Here is a 15,788-nt window from a genome sequence, read left to right as displayed (position 1 = left end):
TGAAAGTGAGTCGGCGGCCGGATTTCCGGCCGCCGAATGTCTTAGCCGTAATGCGCCACGGGTGTTCCGGCGAGGGCCGAGATGTTCAAAAGCCCGCGCGGCGTAATTGAGGGGGTCACGATATGCGCCTTGTTGCCCATGCCCATCAGGATAGGCCCGACTTCCAGCCCGCCCGCCTTCATCCGCAGCATGTTGCGGGCCGCGTTGGCCGCATCGGAATAAGCGAAGATCAGGATATTGGCGGCACCCTCCAGCCGGCAGCCGGGGAAGATGCGGGCGCGCAGGTCGGCGTCCAGCGCGGCGTCGATGCTCATTTCGCCTTCATAGACGAAACTGCGGCTCTCCGCATCCAGGAGCGCCAGCGCCTCGCGCATCCGGCGGCCGGAATCGCTGTCGAGGTTGCCGAAATTGGAATGCGAGCAGAGCGCGACCTTGGGTGTTACGCCGAAACGTTTGGCATGGCGGACGGCGCCCAGCGTGGTGAGGGCGATCTGTTCCGGCGTGGGGATCGGGCTCACCTGGGTATCGGCGATGAACAACGGCCCGTCCTCAAGGATCATCAGGCTGAGCGCGCCATGCGCCGACAGGCTGCCCCGGCCCAGAACCTGCGAAATGTAGTTCAGATGCCAGAGATATTGTCCGAAGGTGCCGCAGATCAGGCTGTCAGCATCGCCACGATGCACCGCGATGGCGCCGATGGCGGTGGTATTGGTGCGCAGGATGGCGCGGGCCAGATCGGGTGTAACGCCGCGCCGGGCCATCAGCTCGTGATAGCTGCCCCAGTAATCGCGGTAACGGGCGTCACTTTCGGGGTTGATGACCTCGAAATCCCGGTCCGGGCGGATCGGCAGGCCCGCGCGTTCGCAGCGCCGGGCCATGACCTCGGGGCGGCCGATGAGGATCGGCTTGTCGGTCATTTCCTCCAGCATCGCGTTGGTCGCCCGCAGCACGCGCTCATCCTCGCCCTCGGCAAAGATGATGCGGCGTTCGGCATTGCGCGCGGCCTCGAACACCGGGCGCATGATCAGCGCGGATTTGAAGACCGAGCCGTTCAGCCGCTCGCGATAGGCGGCGAGGTCGACGATGGGGCGGGTGGCGACGCCCGACTCCATCGCGGCCTTCGCCACCGCGCTGGCGACGACGCCGATCAGCCGGGGGTCGAAGGGTTTCGGGATCAGATAATCCGGCCCGAAGCTGAGTTTTTCGCCGCGATAGGCGGCGGCGGCTTCGGCGCTGGTGGTGGCACGGGCCAGGGCTGCGATTCCGTCGATGCAGGCCAGTTGCATTGCATCGTTGATCTGCGTCGCCCCCACGTCCAGCGCGCCCCTGAAGATGAAGGGGAAGCACAGCACGTTATTGACCTGATTGGGAAAGTCGCTGCGGCCGGTGGCGATGATCGCGCCGGGGGCGACGGCGCGCACCTCGTCCGGCAGAATTTCCGGCGTCGGGTTGGCCAGCGCGAAGATGATCGGGTTCTCCGCCATCCGCGCCACCATTTCAGGTTTCAGCACGCCGGGGCCGGAGAGGCCGAGGAACATGTCGGCACCGTCGATCACCTCGTCCAGCGTTCGCTTGTCGCTGGCCTGGGCATAGGCAGCCTTCTGGGGGTTCATGTCAATCTCGCGGCCCTCATGGACCAGACCGTGAATGTCGCAAAGCCAGACGTTTTCGCGCTTCACACCCAGCTTCAGCAGCATGTTCAGGCAGGCGATGCCAGCTGCCCCGCCGCCGGTGCTGACGATCTTGATATTCTCGAACCTTTTGCCCGCCACATGCAGCGCATTGGTCGCCGCGGCGCCCACCACGATGGCGGTTCCGTGCTGATCATCATGGAAAACCGGAATGTTCATCCGTTCGCGGCACAGCTTTTCGACCACGAAACAGTCGGGCGCCTTGATGTCCTCAAGGTTGATCGCGCCGAAGGTCGGCTCCAGCGCGCAGACGATATCGGCCAGCTTCACCGGGTCGGGTTCATTTAGTTCAATGTCAAAACAATCTATGTTTGCGAACTTCTTGAACAGGACGGCCTTGCCCTCCATCACTGGCTTGGAGGCCAGCGCACCGATATTGCCAAGGCCAAGTACAGCGGTGCCGTTCGTCACCACGGCAACCAGATTTCCTCTTGTTGTATAACGGCTTGCAGTGGATGGATCTGCCTTGATCTCAAGGCAGGCCTCGGCCACGCCAGGCGAATAGGCGCGCGACAGGTCGCGACCGTTGGCCAGCGGCTTGGTTGCCCGGATCTCCAGCTTTCCCGGTTTGGGGTATTCGTGATAATCCAGCGCGGCCTGACGCGCGCTGTCCTGGCGGGTCTCGTCCATTCCGTCCTCCCGAAATCTGGTTTAGGGTTAAACCAGATTCTCCACTCAATAAAAAGCGGCTTTGCGCGCTGCATGGCGCCTATGCGCCGGATGCCGCATCTGTTCCGCCTTCACTGTGCCGACAAGCTTGCCTCGCCGCAATCGCGGAAAACCGCAAGTCGCGCCGGGCGGGGCAGGGGCGGCGGCTTGCGCCGGACGCGGGGCTGCCGCACAATCCGACCTGTTGGTCAAATTCGCGAGGCACCCATGTCCACCCCCGATCCTGCCCTGCTGCATGCCGCGACGGCGGTGCGCGAGAATGCCTATGCGCCCTATTCGCGCTTCAGGGTGGGGGCGGCGCTGCGGGGGGCCTCGGGCGTGGTCTATTCCGGCTGCAATGTGGAAAACGTAGCCTACCCCGAGGGCACCTGTGCCGAGGCGGGCGCCATTGCCGCCATGGTCGCGGCGGGAGAAACCCGGTTCACCGAGGCGCTGGTCATCGCCGACAGCCCCGACCCGGTGCCGCCCTGCGGAGGCTGCCGTCAGAAACTGGCCGAGTTTGCGGCAGGCGATGCGCCCGTCACGCTCTGCACCACCCAAGGCGCGCAGATGCGGACCAGCGTGGCCGAACTACTGCCTGGCCGGTTCAGCGCCGCGCATATGGACCGCACATGACCGACGCCCGCGCGATCATCGCCACGTTGCGCGACGGCGGGCATCCGGGGCGCGAAGACCTGCGCTGGTTCGCGCGCGGCCTTGCCTCGGGCGAGGTGACGGATGCGCAGGCCGGGGCCTTTGCCATGGCGGTGGTTCTGCGCGGGCTGGGCGAGACGGGCCGCGTGGCGCTGACAGAGGCCATGCGTGACAGCGGCAAGGTGCTGCGCTGGGATCTGCCGGGGCCGGTGATCGACAAACATTCGACCGGCGGCATCGGTGATTGCGTCTCGCTTCTGCTGGCGCCCGCGCTGGCGGCCTGTGGGGCCTGTGTGCCCATGATCTCGGGTCGCGGGCTGGGCCATACCGGCGGTACGCTGGACAAGCTGGAATCGATCCCGGGGTTCCGTACCGGGCTGGATGAAGCGGCACTGCGGCGGCAACTTGGCCAGGTGCGCTGCGCCATCGTGGCGGCCAGCGCCGATATCGCGCCGGCGGATCGGCGGCTTTACGCGATCCGTGATGTGACATCGACGGTGGAAAGCATCGACCTCATCACCGCCTCGATCCTGTCCAAGAAGCTTGCGGCGGGGCTGCAGGCGCTGGTTCTGGATGTGAAAGCTGGTTCCGGCGCCTTCATGAAGACCGAAACCGAGGCGGAGGCTCTGGCTCAGGCGCTGGTCAGCACGGCGAATGGGGCGGGGTGCAAGACCTCGGCCCTGATTACCGACATGACGCAGCCGCTGGCGCCTTCAGCGGGCAATGCGCTGGAGGTGATCGAGGTGATGGAGGTGATGACCGGCGGTGCGCTGCGCACGCGGCTTGGTGCGCTGACTGCGGCCCTGGGCGGCGAGGTGCTGGCGCTGGCGGGCCTTGCCACCGATGCGGCGGAGGGCGAGGGACTGGTGACCGAGGCGCTGGAAAGCGGGGCTGCTGCCGAATGTTTCGGCCGGATGGTCGCCGCGCAGGGCGGGCCTGCCGATTTTGTGGATCGCTGGCCCGACCGGCTGTCCTCGGCACCCGTCATGCGCCCGGTTCCGGCGCCGGAAGCAGGGTTTCTGGCTGCGGTGGATGGTTTCCGGCTGGGTGAGGCGGTCGTGCATCTGGGTGGCGGCCGCTTGCGCGATGGCGACCGGGTGAACCCGGCCGTTGGTCTCGCCGGGCTCCCCGAAATCGGGACCGAGATCTTTCGGGGGCTGCCGCTGGCGGTGGTGCATGCGCAATCCGAAACGGCGGCGGAGGCGGCGGCTGCGGCGGTGCTGGCCGCCTGTCGCATCACGCCCGGGCGGCCGGAACTGCCGCCCCTTGTCTTGAAAAGGATCGCCGTATGAACCGGGCCTTTCTGATCGTGATGGACAGCGTGGGCATCGGCGGTGCGCCGGATGCTGCGACCTTTGGCGATGAAGGGGCGAATACCATGGCCCATATCGCCGAAGCCTGTGCCGCGGGGCAGGCCGAACAGGGGCGGAGTGGCCTGTTGCGGATGCCCGTGCTGGATGCGCTCGGGCTCGGTGCGGCACTGCATCTGGCGTCGGGCGCGCGGGTGCCCGGATTGGGGGCGGTGCCGACCGGCCTTTGGGGGGCCGCGACCGAAGTGTCACGCGGCAAGGACACGCCCTCGGGCCATTGGGAACTGGCAGGGGTGCCGGTGCCTTGGGACTGGAGCTATTTCCCCGATACCGCCCCTGCCTTCCCGCCCGAGATCGTGGCCGAGGTCTGCTGTCTGGCCGGGACAGCGGGCATCCTTGGCAATTGTCACGCCTCGGGCACCGAGATCATTGACCGGCTGGGGCCGGAGCATATGCGCAGCGGCTGGCCCATCTGCTATACCTCGGCGGACAGCGTGTTCCAGATTGCCGCGCATGAGGAAAGCTTTGGCCTCGACCGGCTGATCGCGCTGTGCGAGGGGCTGGCACCTGTGCTGCATGCCCGGCGTGTGGGGCGCGTGATTGCACGGCCCTTCGTCGGTCAGCCCGGCAGCTTCAGCCGCACCGCCAATCGCCGGGACTTTGCCATCGCACCGCCTGCACCTACGCTGCTGGACTGGGTGCAGGAGGCAGGGCGCCCGACCCATGCCATCGGCAAGATCGGCGACATCTTCTCGCATCGCGGAATTGGCAAACTGCACAAAGGCAAGGATGACGCTGCACTTTTCGATCATCTGGACCGGCTTGCGACGGAAGCCGAGCCGGGAAGCTTGACCTTTGCGAACTTTGTTGAGTTCGACAGCCTTTATGGCCACCGCCGTGACGTCTCGGGTTATGCCCGTGCGCTGGAATGGTTCGACACACGCGCAGGGGAATTTCTGGCGCGTCTCCGGCCCGGGGACCTGGCGCTGTTCACGGCTGACCACGGCAATGATCCCACCTGGCGCGGCACTGAACACACCCGCGAACGCGTGCCGGTGCTGATTGCCGGAAGCGACGCGGGCAGCTTCGGCCTGTGCGCTTTTGCCGATGTGGCCGCAAGCCTTGCCACCCATCTGAACATCCCGGCGCAAGGGCCGGGGCGGAGCTTCCTGTGACCCTGAAAGACCAGTCCAAGATCGAACTGCACCTGCATCTGGAAGGTGCGGCCCCGCCCGCTTTCATAAGGGGGCTGGCGGCGGAAAAGCACGAAGATATCTCGGGCATTTTCAACGAAGGCGGCGGTTATGCTTGGCGCGACTTCCGGCACTTCCTGCGGGTTTACGAGGCTGCGACCTCGGTCCTGCGCAGCCCCGAGGACTATCGCCGCCTTGCGCTGGCTGTGCTGGAGGAAAGCGCCGCACATGGCGTGATTTACAGCGAAACCTTCCTCAGCCCCGATTTCTGCGGTGGTCGGGATGTGGCGGCCTGGCGCGACTATCTGGCCGCCATCGAGGATGCGGCGGCGGAGGCCGAAGCGAAAATGGGCATCACGCTGCGCGCCATCATCACGCCGATCCGTCATTTCGGGCCGGAAGAATCGCGTGATGTGGCGATCTGTGCCGCCGAAACCGCCGGGCGGTTTGTCACCGGCTTTGGCATCGCGGGGGATGAGGCGGTCTGTGAGCCCAAAGATTTCGCCTGGGCCTTCGACTGTGCCCGCGAGGCCGGGCTGGGTCTGACGGCGCATGCGGGGGAATGGCGCGGGCCACAGCATATCCGTGACACGCTGGCGGCGCTGGCGCCAAGCCGCATCGGCCATGGTGTCCGTGCAATCGAGGATCTGGCGCTGGTCGACGAACTCGCAGAACGCGGCACGGTGCTGGAGGTTTGCCCAGGCTCCAACATCGCATTGGGGCTTTATCCTGACTGGCGCAAACATCCCATCGGGCAGCTTTACGACCGGGGTGTGAAGGTCACGGTCTCCACCGACGATCCGCCCTTCTTCCACACCACGATGACCCGCGAATGGGACCGGCTGGCCGATGCTTTCGACTGGGATCAGGGCGTGTTCGACACGCTCAACCGCACCGCGCTTGACGCTGCCTTCTGCGACCGCGACACCAAAGAGAAACTTGCCAAGAGACTGGAGCCCCGCGCATGACCGAACATCTGACCGTCGTGAATCACCCGCTGGTGCAGCACAAGCTGACCATCATGCGCAACAAGGATACATCGACTGCCGGGTTTCGCCGCCTGCTGAAAGAGATCAGCCTGCTGCTGGCCTATGAGGTGACGCGCGAACTGGACATGACCACCACCCGCATCGAGACGCCGTTGCAGCCAATGGATGCGCCGACGCTGGATGGCAAGAAACTGGCGCTGATTTCCATTCTGCGGGCGGGCAACGGGCTGCTGGACGGCATTCTGGAGCTGATCCCGGCAGCGCGCGTGGGCTTTGTCGGATTGTATCGTGACCCGGAAACGCTGCAACCCGTGCAGTATTACTGCAAGGTGCCGGACAGGCTGGACGAACGCATCTGCATCGTGGTCGATCCGATGCTGGCGACAGGCAATTCCAGCGTGGCGGCCATTGACCTGCTGAAACAATCGGGGGCGAAGAACATCCGCTTCCTCTGCCTTCTGGCGGCGCCGGAAGGCGTGCAGCGCATGAAAGAGGCGCATCCCGATGTGCCGATCGTCACGGCCTCGTTGGACAGCCACCTCAACGACCATGGATATATTGTCCCTGGCCTAGGGGATGCGGGCGACCGTATGTTCGGCACAAAATAAGCCATTACCCCTTTACCCGAGAACAATCCTGTTGCATGATTCGCTTACTCGATGAGGGGGTCTTCATGCTTCGCAGGTTTGTTGCCGCTGCGGTTCTTGCCGTGTTGTCCGGTACAACTGTCGCCCAGGCGCAAACAGTGTCTCAGATCGGCGAGCCGCGCGAGCTGCCTCCTCCGGGTTTCAAGGGGCAAATGTATGTCGACAGCCGGGGCTGCGTGTTCCTGCGGGCGGGCCTGAACGGTGTCACCAGCTGGGTGCCGCGCGTCAGCCGGGACCGCCGGGCGCTCTGTGGGTATCCGCCGACTCTGGCCACCCTTGGCAAGCCTGTTCCGGTCGCACCGGCGGAGGAGCCCGCGCCGCGTGTGGCCGCCGCTCCGACGCCTCGCGCCGTGGGGGCGCCCATGGCGACGGTCGCGACGGTGACAACGCCGCCGCGCATCCGCACCACTGCGGCACGTCCGGTCGATCCGGCGCTGATGCGTGGTGTGCCCGCGCCTGTGGTGATGGCACATCCGACGCCCCCGGCCTCGGTCATGGTGGCGCAGGCGCCAGTCGCGCGCGCCGCAGCTGCGCCAACGACCGTGCCAAGCCTCGCCGCCGCGCCGGGTGGCCGCAAGATTGCCTGCTATGCCTCGGCCCCGGTGCCGAAGCTTTACGCGCTGTCCAATGGCGGCACGGCCGTGCTGTGTACCCGTGGGGACGGGACACTGAATGGCGCTCATGCGCCGATCTATTCCAAAGTTGCGCTGGGGAACGGGCCGCGTCTGGGTGCGGGGCTGACCGAGCCGGCGGGGACGGTTGTCAGCCGCGGCACGCTGAGCGTGAATGACATCGGCAGCTCCGACCGCGCCACGGTGATCCTGCGCTCGGCAGAGGTCACGGATGAGTTTCCGGTTCCGAAGGGCTATAAATCCGCGTGGAAGGATGACCGTCTGAATCCCTATCGTGGTGTCGGGACGGCGTCCGGTCAGGCGGCGCAGGATCAGATCTGGACCCGCGATGTGCCGGCTGAACTGGTTGCCGATCAGGCGCCGCGCCAGACCCGTCGCCTTGTCGTCGTTTCGTCCAAGAACAAGGTGCAACCTGTCCGTAAGGTTCAGGTTTCCAGCATGGGCACGGCCAAGGCGCCGGTTCAGGCGCGCGCGGGGCGGATGTTCGTGCAGATCGGCACCTTTGGCGAGCCTGCCAATGCCGAGGGTGCCAAGGCGCGTCTGCGGGCAGCGGGCCTGCCGGTCGGCACCTCGCGCATCAACAAGAGCGGCAAACCGCTTCAGATCGTTCTGGCCGGGCCCTTCGGGGATGCGGCCTCGGCGCAGGCCGCCCTCGGGGCGGTTCGTCGCGCGGGCTTCGGCGACGCGTTCATCCGGTAATTCTGAGCAGGCAAAAAACGGGCAGAATAACCCTGCGCCCCCGCCGTTCCGGTCGGGGGCGTCTTTCTGTCCGCGGCTATTCGCTGTCCGGGGCTATTCGGCGCAGATCGCCTGAAGGCTGATCCAGTCGCCATCCTTCAGCAGAGGAGGGGCTGCCTCCTGCGCGAAAGGATCGGCCTCGATCAGCCGAAGCACGCTCTCACCGCTGGGGTCCACTGCGCGGGCATAGGGGGTGCTGGCCACGCCCGCCTCGGCAAAGCGAGTAAGCAAATGCTCGGTATCCACTTCCGAGGGCGGCTCGGTCAGGACCAGCCGCCCGTAGCCCTGCACCGATCCGGGTGCGAGGCGGCCCGTGGTCAGTAGGCCAAAGGTTGCCCGCACCCCGGCATATTCCAGCAGGGGCAGCATGGGATCGGTTTCGCTGATACGCTCAGCCTCGGCCAGCGCGAAGCCTGCGGCCACATCCGGGCTGTTCTGGTTTTCGATCAGCGAGCGGTGCAATGCGATGATCCGGCCCGGCAAATGCAGCGACAGGGCGGTGCCGTCCCGCAGCACGACAAGCTGCGGCGGGTTTTCCCCGAACAGGCGCGCCGACAGCTTTTCCAGCGCCGACAGGCCCGACACATCGGAACAGGGCGCCCCGGCGACCTGGGACAGATCCGCCAGAGCGGTGCGGCCAATGGATTTCCGCATCGTCGGCGGCACCATGGCGGCGGTGTGGTCGATCATCGCTCCGGGCACGAAAACCGCCCCCGCCAGCAAGACCAGCGCAGTCCCTGCCAGCAGAAGCGACCCCCGCAGCCGTCCCGGCCGGGGGCGGGCGGTGGCAAGGGTGTGCCGCACCTTCTCCAGTGCGGCGATCATGGTCGGGTCGTCCAGTTCAAGCGTTTCCAGCGCGTCCTGACCGGGGGCGAACAGGGCGGGGACCTCGCCGGGGTTCAGCCGCTCCACTGCGGGCAGTGACCAGTGCGACAGGGCGGCTTCGGTGCGCGGATCGGACAGCGTCAGCGAGGCCTCACCGAAGGCCACGATCACCTCGCGCCGTTGCATTTCCGGCGCTTCACGCCATAGCCCCGGGCTTTCAAGCTTCTGATACTGCTTCAGCGCCGTCGTGCGCATTGATGGCCTTCTTGCCGCTATTCAGCCCAGCTTATCGGGATTGTCCCGTGGTCACAACCGCCTCGGTTCAGACGGGTCCGAAGGCCGGGGCAAAGCGGATTTCGCCGGTCGGGGCCGGGCTGCTGAAGGGCCGCGACAGCACATATTCCGCAGGCACGCCCGGAATGTGACGGGCCGCGTCAGCCACAAGGCCAAAGCGCCCGTAATAGGCCGGATCGCCAAGGATCACGACGCCACCATGCCCCTGCGCCTGCAAGGTTGCCAGCGCGCCCTGCATCAAAGCATGGCCGACACCCTGCCGCTGGCAACGCGGTGCGACGGAGACTGGCGCGATACAGGCCCAGCCCGGCGTGCCGCCGATGGTGACGGCGAGGCTGCGATATGGCCGGTCAGGCCATGGCCATCCTCGCAGACCAGCGACAGCAGCAGATCACCCGAAGCCCGCAATGCGGCCACGATTTCGGCCTCATTGCCATCGGAATGGGCGGCGGTGGCGAAGGCATCGGTGATCAACCGGCCGATCACCGCCGCCTCGTCCGCACCTTCGGGGCGTGGCGTCACACCGTTACGCCCTGTTGCTGTGCCATCAGCTTGGCCACGGCGCGCAGTTCGAACTTCTGGATCTTGCCGGTCGAGGTTTTCGGCAACTCGCAGAACACCACCGCCTTGGGGGTGGCGAAACCTGCCAGACGTGCGCGGCAGAACTTGATCAGCTCTTCCTCTGTCGCTTCGGCGCCGGATTTCAGCTCGACAAAGGCGCAGGGCACCTCGCCCCATTTCGCATCCGGCTTGGCGACCACAGCACACAGGCTGACCGCCGGGTGGTGCATCAGCGCGCCCTCGACCTCGACCGAGCTGACATTCTCGCCGCCCGAGATGATGATGTCCTTCGCGCGGTCGGTGATCTTGATATAGCCGTCGGGATGCTGAAGCGCGATGTCGCCCGAGCGGAACCACCCGCCCTTGAACGCCTCGGCCGTGGCCTGCGGGTTCTTGTAATAGCCCTTCATCACCATGTTGCCACGCATGGCGATCTCGCCCAGATGGGCCGAGTCGCGCGGCACCGGCACACCGTGGGTATCATGCACCTCGGCGGCCTCCAGCATGGCCATCGGCACGCCGGTGCGGGCCTTGAAGGCAGCGCGGTCTTCGCCCGTCTTGTCGTCCCATTCCGGTTGCCACAGGCATTCGGTGGCGGGGCCATAGGTTTCGGTCAGCCCGTAAACCTGCGTGACATTGAAACCCAGCGGTTCGATGGCGGCAAGTGTGGCTGCAGGCGGCGGGGCGCCAGCGGTGAAGACCTCGACCACATGATCAAAGGCGCGGCGGTCTGCGTCTTTCGCGTTGATGATGGTGTTCAGCACGATGGGGGCGCCGCCGAAATGGGTGACGCCTTCATCGGCAATGGCGTCATAGATCGCTTTCGCGGTCACGTCGCGGCAACAGACCAGCGTGCCGCCCATCATCGGCACCAGCCAGGGCTGCACCCATGCGTTGCAATGAAACAGCGGCACGATGGTCAGCACCTTGGGAAAAAGCTGCATCCGCCAGGCGATGACATTGGCCATGGTCGCGAGGTAAGCGCCGCGATGATGATAGACCACACCCTTCGGCCGTCCCGTGGTGCCGGAGGTATAGTTGATGGCAAGGCTTTCCCATTCATCCTCGGGCAAAACCCAGTCGAACTCCGGGTCGCCTTCGGCCAGCAGATCCTCGTATTCCAGATAATGCCCGCCGGGGGTGAAACCCGCCTCGCGGTCGCAGACTTCGATGATCTGCGGCGCGGAGCCCTCCATCTTCTTGATAGCGGCCTCGGCCAGCGGCAGCAGCGCGGTATCGACCAGTACGATTTTCGCGCCGGCATGGCCGAAGATATAGCCCACCGTATCGGCATCCAGCCGGGTGTTGATCGTATTGATGATCGCGCCGCAGGCGGGCACGCCAAAATGCGCCTCGGCCTGCTGCGGGATGTTCGGCAGCAGCGTCGCCACCACATCGCCCGGTGCCACTCCCCGACGGGCCAGGGCAGAGGCGAGGCGGGTCGTGCGGTCGAGATATTCGGCATAGCTGCGCCGCGTCGATTTCCAGACCAGAGCGGTGCGTCCGGCATGCACGTCGGCGGCGCGCTTCAGATGCGACAGCGGCGTCAGCGCCACATGGTTCGCGGCATTCTTTTCCAGTCCGGTCTCGTCAACCAGCCAACCCATAGCGCGCTCTCCTCCTGAACTGGCGGAACATGTCGTTTTCCGGCGCGCAGTTTGCGGCGGGTTCAGGGCATTGAAAAGAGGGGAAGAAAGGAATTGCGCGATGACTACCGCTAACATGGCTGCGGCAACCGACCGCAGCCCGGACCGCACCCTGGCTGCCGCCGGGATGGTGCTGGTCTATGCCATGCTGATCGGCTTCACCGATAATTTCGTGCGCCTGATCGCGGCGGATGGCGGGCTGTGGCAGTTTCATGCGACGCGCTCGGTCATGGCCTGGGCGATCCTGCTGGCGCTGATGGTGCCGCTGCGGTTGCGGCTGCGGCCCCGCAACCTGCGGGCGGTGGTGGCGAGGTCGGCCATTCATGGCAGTGGCATGGTAATCTATTTCGGCGCACTGGCTTTCCTGTCTGTGGCACAGGTAGCGGCAGGATTATTCACCGCACCTATCTTCGTCCTGCTGATCTCGCGCTTCATCTATGGCCACCCCATCGGTCCGGTGCGGGTGCTGGCGGTGGCCGTGGGCTTTGCCGGGGTGGTCATGGTGCTGGGCCCGGAGGCGATGCGTGGCGCCAGCGTGGCCGCTTTCCTTCCGGTGCTGGCTGGCGCGCTTTACGCGCTGGGCAATATCGCCACGCGGGAGTGGTGCGACGGGGAAACGGCGGAAACTCTGCTGGGTGGCTTCTTTGCCGCGCTGGGGATTTTCGGCCTGATCGGCATGGCAGTTCTGGCACTGGTGCCGGTGGAGGTGCCCGAGGGCACCGCGGGCTTCGTGCTGCGCGGCCCGGTCTGGCCTTCGGCGGATTTCCTGTTCTGGACGCTGGTTCAGGCCGCAGGTTCGCTGCTGGGGGTGGGCATGATGATCAAGGCCTATCAACTGGCCGAAGCGAGCCGCGTATCGGTCTTTGAATATGTGATCCTGCCCGCCTCGGCGGGGTGGAGCTGGCTGATCTGGGGCGAGACGCAAAGCCTGCTGGCGCTGGCGGGTATGGCACTGATCGCGGCCGCGGGGGTGATGATTGCCCTGCGGGCGCGGCGCTAGGCGTCGGTATCCCCCATGGCGGCGCGCCAGTGACGGCGGCACAGGCTCTGATAGGTCTCGTTACCGCCGATCTGCACCTGGTCGCCATCGCGCAGCGCGCTGCCATCCGGGGCACGGCGCACCACCATGGTGGCCTTCTTGCCGCAATGGCAAATCGTGCGCACCTCGCGCATTTCATCGGCCCAGGCCAGAAGTGCTGCCGATCCGGGGAACAGGTTGCCCTGAAAATCCACCCGTAGGCCGTAGCACATCACCGGCACGCCCAGATCGTCCACCGCCTGCGCCAGTTGCCAGACCTGGGCCTTGGTCAGGAACTGTGCTTCGTCGATGAAGACACAGGCCACCGGGCCGCGCCCCAGCCGGGTCGCGATCAGAGCACACATGTCATCAGCGGCGCCAAACATGTCGGCGCTTTCGCCAATGCCGATACGGCTGGCGATGCGGCCGGTTCCGGCGCGGTCGTCGAGCCGCGCGGTCAGCAGATAAGTCTGCATGCCCCCTTCTCGGTAGTTGTGAGAGGCTTGCAGAAGCGCGGTGGATTTGCCCGCGTTCATCGTCGAGTAGTGGAAGTAAAGCTTGGCCATGCCGCCCGATAGCGAAAAGCCCCGCCTGTCACAAGCGGGGCCGTCGCACTGATACAGGGTCACTGTTGATACTCGTACCCGGGTGCCGTGACGGCACCCGCACCGGACAACAAGACCTCCCCAGAAACAGAGGGGGTGGGGGCACGCCGGGAGGTGGATTTGACGTGGCCAGCGCCCACCCGGACGAACAGAAGGCACATGCGGCGGACCGCCATACTCGTTACGTCGCGCCCACGAGGGAAGGGCGACAACACTCGGAACTGACGGGTCCGCCGCACAACCTTCCGGTTTCCCGGCCGGTTTCCCCGTGAGACCTTGGCACGGCGGACCCCCACCCGCTCCGGCGCTGGGGACGCCGGAAGCTCACTCATCAAGGTTCCGGGCTCGCCGGAACTGGATTATGAATGACAAACCCCTGCCGTCCGATTAATGGGAAAAGAAACAGTGATTTCCCCCAAATGGGGGATGTGGAAGGATTAGCGGGTTTCATGTCTATCGAGTCCTATCTGAAAAAACACACCGAAGCCTTGGTGAAGGACGTGGGAATCGAAGCGGCCTGCGACCTCACCGGCAAGTCCAAGGCCACCATCGGGCGCTACTATTCCGAACAGGACGAACACAGCGACCGTTTCATGCCCATTGACGTCGTGGCCCAGTTGGAGGCGGCGGCGCGCTACCCGCATGTGACCTCGGCGCTGGCGGAACTGCGCGGCATCACCTTCAGCTATGACGCGGAACGCCGCAATGCGCAGTCGGGCGGCATCAATTCGGATGTGGTGGCGCTGGCGCAAAGGTTCGGGATGCTGATGGCGGAATACAACACGGCCATCGCCGACGGTCGTATTTCGGTGAACGAGGCCAAGCGCCTGCTGCGCGAAACACTGGCAATCCAGCAGGTGTTGCTGGAAATGAAGCTCAATCTTGAGGAAGAAGCCGGACACTGAGCCCTTGGCCGCACGAAATAAGAAAAGGCCGGGCTGCATGCCCGGCCTTTTGCATCTGTCAGCCGCGTGCGGGCCGACGGGGCGGGGCAGAGCCGCCCGCCGCCTTGCGGGCCGGTTTCTGCCCCTGCGGACGGGCCCCGCCGGGCTTGGCCGCCGGTTTGCCGCCCGAAGGTTTCTGCCCCTGCGGTTTCTGGCCCTGTTTCTGCCCTTGCGGACGCCCGCCGCCGCCGCGCCGCTGCTGGTTCTGCTGCGCCCGCGCGACCTTCAGTGCATTGGCTTCTTTCACCGCATCCATCGCCCAGGGCGCGCCGCCGATGACAGGCACGGTCTTTTTCAGCAGCGTCTCGACCTGTTTCAGTTCGTCCATTTCGGCCGGCGCGCAGAAGCTGACCGAGCTGCCACCGGCACCCGCCCGCGCAGTGCGGCCGATGCGGTGAACATAGTTTTCCGGCACGTTCGGCATGTCGTAGTTATAGACGTGCCGCACGGTGGGGATGTCGATGCCGCGCGCCGCCACATCGGTGGCGACCAGCACATCCATCGTGCCCTCGCGGAAATCGGCCAGCGCGCGCTCGCGCTGGTTCTGGCTGCGGTTGCCGTGGATCGCTACCGCATTGAAGCCCCAGGTCACCAGCAGCTTCGCCAGCTTGTCGGCACCATGCTTGGTGCGGGCAAAGACGATGGCTGCCTCTCCCGGATGCTTTTGCAGATAGCTTTCCAAGAGCTTTGCCTTGTCACCCTGCGGGGTGAAATGCACGCCCTGCACAATCTTTTCCGCCGGTTTGCCGGGGGGCGAGACCTGCACGCGGACCGGATCGCGCAGATAGGTATCGGCGATTTCCTCGATGTCCTTCGGCATGGTGGCGCTGAACAGCAGGGTCTGGCGGCGCAGCGGCAGGAATTTGGCGATCTGGCGCAGCGAATGGATGAAACCCATGTCCAGCATGTGATCGGCCTCGTCCAGCACCAGATAGCCGCAGCTGTCCAGCCGCACGTCGCCGCGCTCCAAGAGGTCGATCAGCCGGCCGGGGGTGGCGATCAGCACATCGGTGCCCTTGGCCAGCCGTTCGGACTGCTTGTTGATCGAGGCGCCGCCGACCACCATGGTCAGCTTGACCGGCGTGCCCTTGGTGAAGGCGAAGATGTGGTCATAGATCTGCTGCACAAGTTCGCGCGTGGGGGCCAGGATCAGCGCGCGCACATTGCGCGGCCCCGGTGGGTGGGTGATGTCAAGCAGGCGGTGCAGCAGCGGCAGGCCGAAAGCGGCGGTCTTGCCGGTGCCGGTCTGCGCCAGACCCATCAGGTCGCGCCCCTTCATCACCTGCGGAATGGCCTGCGCCTGAATCGGCGTCGGCGTGGTGAAGCTGGTGCCTTCCAGCGCCTTGAGGAGCTTCGGCGAAAGGCCGAGATCAGCGAAAGTCGTCATAAGTCG

At 65.5% G+C, this 15,788-nt stretch carries 15 protein-coding genes; 8 read left to right on the top strand and 7 right to left on the bottom strand.

From position 1 onward, the window contains the following. Positions 1-41: 41 nt before the first annotated feature. Positions 42-2,321 (bottom strand): NADP-dependent malic enzyme, encoded by a 2,280-nt coding sequence (locus tag C8N34_RS11170; protein WP_108128923.1) that lies wholly within the window; start codon positions 2,319-2,321, stop codon positions 42-44. Positions 2,322-2,567: 246 nt separating this feature from the next. Here C8N34_RS11170 and C8N34_RS11165 point away from each other — a divergent pair, with 246 nt between their 5' ends. The 6 genes from C8N34_RS11165 (at position 2,568) to C8N34_RS11140 (ending at position 8,463) form a co-directional block, all read left to right on the top strand. Further along, a complete protein-coding gene (locus C8N34_RS11165) occupies positions 2,568-2,975 on the top strand; it encodes a cytidine deaminase (RefSeq protein WP_108129026.1) in 408 nt (135 codons plus the stop codon). After that, the gene (locus tag C8N34_RS11160; protein ID WP_108128922.1) at positions 2,972-4,285 is read left to right on the top strand and encodes a thymidine phosphorylase; all 1,314 of its coding nucleotides are present in this window, start codon (positions 2,972-2,974) and stop codon (positions 4,283-4,285) included. The genes C8N34_RS11165 and C8N34_RS11160 overlap by 4 nt, the downstream gene beginning before the upstream one ends. Next, entirely contained in the window at positions 4,282-5,478 is a 1,197-nt protein-coding gene (locus tag C8N34_RS11155) for a phosphopentomutase (protein WP_108128921.1), read from the top strand. The genes C8N34_RS11160 and C8N34_RS11155 overlap by 4 nt, the downstream gene beginning before the upstream one ends. Next, positions 5,475-6,464, top strand: coding sequence for an adenosine deaminase (locus tag C8N34_RS11150; protein ID WP_108128920.1), 990 nt, complete (start codon positions 5,475-5,477; stop codon positions 6,462-6,464). Before C8N34_RS11155 ends, C8N34_RS11150 begins: the two co-directional genes overlap by 4 nt. Then, positions 6,461-7,093, top strand: a complete 633-nt coding sequence (gene upp, locus C8N34_RS11145; protein WP_054302383.1) for a uracil phosphoribosyltransferase — start codon at positions 6,461-6,463, stop codon at positions 7,091-7,093. The genes C8N34_RS11150 and upp overlap by 4 nt, the downstream gene beginning before the upstream one ends. A 65-nt stretch (positions 7,094-7,158) precedes the next feature. Further along, positions 7,159-8,463 (top strand): SPOR domain-containing protein, encoded by a 1,305-nt coding sequence (locus C8N34_RS11140; RefSeq protein ID WP_158640677.1) that lies wholly within the window; start codon positions 7,159-7,161, stop codon positions 8,461-8,463. A 93-nt stretch (positions 8,464-8,556) separates the two neighbouring features. On the opposite strand, the gene C8N34_RS11135 is transcribed toward C8N34_RS11140, so the two are convergent. The 4 genes from C8N34_RS11135 to C8N34_RS11125 form a co-directional block, all read right to left on the bottom strand. After that, on the bottom strand, positions 8,557-9,582 hold the full coding sequence (locus tag C8N34_RS11135; RefSeq protein WP_108128918.1) for a hypothetical protein: 1,026 nt from the start codon (positions 9,580-9,582) through the stop codon (positions 8,557-8,559). A 67-nt stretch (positions 9,583-9,649) separates the two neighbouring features. Further along, positions 9,650-9,943, bottom strand: a complete 294-nt coding sequence (locus tag C8N34_RS26870) for a GNAT family N-acetyltransferase (RefSeq protein WP_242013782.1) — start codon at positions 9,941-9,943, stop codon at positions 9,650-9,652. After that, positions 9,859-10,143, bottom strand: a complete 285-nt coding sequence (locus C8N34_RS26865) for a hypothetical protein (RefSeq protein WP_242013779.1) — start codon at positions 10,141-10,143, stop codon at positions 9,859-9,861. The genes C8N34_RS26870 and C8N34_RS26865 overlap by 85 nt, the downstream gene beginning before the upstream one ends. Continuing rightward, a complete protein-coding gene (locus tag C8N34_RS11125; protein WP_108128917.1) occupies positions 10,140-11,789 on the bottom strand; it encodes an AMP-binding protein in 1,650 nt (549 codons plus the stop codon). Before C8N34_RS11125 ends, C8N34_RS26865 begins: the two co-directional genes overlap by 4 nt. A gap of 100 nt (positions 11,790-11,889) precedes the next feature. Here C8N34_RS11125 and C8N34_RS11120 point away from each other — a divergent pair, with 100 nt between their 5' ends. Further along, a complete protein-coding gene (locus C8N34_RS11120) occupies positions 11,890-12,828 on the top strand; it encodes a DMT family transporter (protein ID WP_242013778.1) in 939 nt (312 codons plus the stop codon). Here the strand turns inward: C8N34_RS11120 and C8N34_RS11115 are convergent. Then, complete coding sequence (locus C8N34_RS11115; protein WP_108128915.1) at positions 12,825-13,412, bottom strand: thymidine kinase; 588 nt, start codon at positions 13,410-13,412, stop codon at positions 12,825-12,827. The genes C8N34_RS11120 and C8N34_RS11115 overlap by 4 nt on opposite strands. A 488-nt stretch (positions 13,413-13,900) precedes the next feature. Here C8N34_RS11115 and C8N34_RS11110 point away from each other — a divergent pair, with 488 nt between their 5' ends. Beyond that, positions 13,901-14,356 (top strand): hypothetical protein, encoded by a 456-nt coding sequence (locus tag C8N34_RS11110; RefSeq protein ID WP_054301493.1) that lies wholly within the window; start codon positions 13,901-13,903, stop codon positions 14,354-14,356. Positions 14,357-14,414: 58 nt separating this feature from the next. Here the strand turns inward: C8N34_RS11110 and C8N34_RS11105 are convergent, their stop codons facing one another. After that, positions 14,415-15,782, bottom strand: a complete 1,368-nt coding sequence (locus C8N34_RS11105) for a DEAD/DEAH box helicase (protein ID WP_108128914.1) — start codon at positions 15,780-15,782, stop codon at positions 14,415-14,417. Positions 15,783-15,788 lie beyond the last annotated feature (6 nt).

The organism is Gemmobacter caeni (genome assembly GCF_003054195.1).
Taxonomy (GTDB): Bacteria; Pseudomonadota; Alphaproteobacteria; order Rhodobacterales; family Rhodobacteraceae; genus Gemmobacter; species Gemmobacter caeni.
This window is presented reverse-complemented; position numbering and strand designations above follow the sequence as displayed.

Excerpts from the sequence above, each read along its gene's own strand:
- C8N34_RS11165 (WP_108129026.1), top strand. The coding sequence starts at position 2,568 with ATGTCCACCCCCGATCCTGCCCTGCTGCATGCCGCGACGGCGGTGCGC.
- C8N34_RS11115 (WP_108128915.1), bottom strand. The coding sequence starts at position 13,412 with ATGGCCAAGCTTTACTTCCACTACTCGACGATGAACGCGGGCAAATCC.
- C8N34_RS11135 (WP_108128918.1), bottom strand. The coding sequence starts at position 9,582 with ATGCGCACGACGGCGCTGAAGCAGTATCAGAAGCTTGAAAGCCCGGGG.
- C8N34_RS11105 (WP_108128914.1), bottom strand. The coding sequence starts at position 15,782 with ATGACGACTTTCGCTGATCTCGGCCTTTCGCCGAAGCTCCTCAAGGCG.
- upp (WP_054302383.1), top strand. The coding sequence starts at position 6,461 with ATGACCGAACATCTGACCGTCGTGAATCACCCGCTGGTGCAGCACAAG.
- C8N34_RS11120 (WP_242013778.1), top strand. The coding sequence starts at position 11,890 with ATGACTACCGCTAACATGGCTGCGGCAACCGACCGCAGCCCGGACCGC.
- C8N34_RS11110 (WP_054301493.1), top strand. The coding sequence starts at position 13,901 with ATGTCTATCGAGTCCTATCTGAAAAAACACACCGAAGCCTTGGTGAAG.
- C8N34_RS11170 (WP_108128923.1), bottom strand. The coding sequence starts at position 2,321 with ATGGACGAGACCCGCCAGGACAGCGCGCGTCAGGCCGCGCTGGATTAT.
- C8N34_RS11140 (WP_158640677.1), top strand. The coding sequence starts at position 7,159 with ATGCTTCGCAGGTTTGTTGCCGCTGCGGTTCTTGCCGTGTTGTCCGGT.
- C8N34_RS11160 (WP_108128922.1), top strand. The coding sequence starts at position 2,972 with ATGACCGACGCCCGCGCGATCATCGCCACGTTGCGCGACGGCGGGCAT.
- C8N34_RS11125 (WP_108128917.1), bottom strand. The coding sequence starts at position 11,789 with ATGGGTTGGCTGGTTGACGAGACCGGACTGGAAAAGAATGCCGCGAAC.
- C8N34_RS11155 (WP_108128921.1), top strand. The coding sequence starts at position 4,282 with ATGAACCGGGCCTTTCTGATCGTGATGGACAGCGTGGGCATCGGCGGT.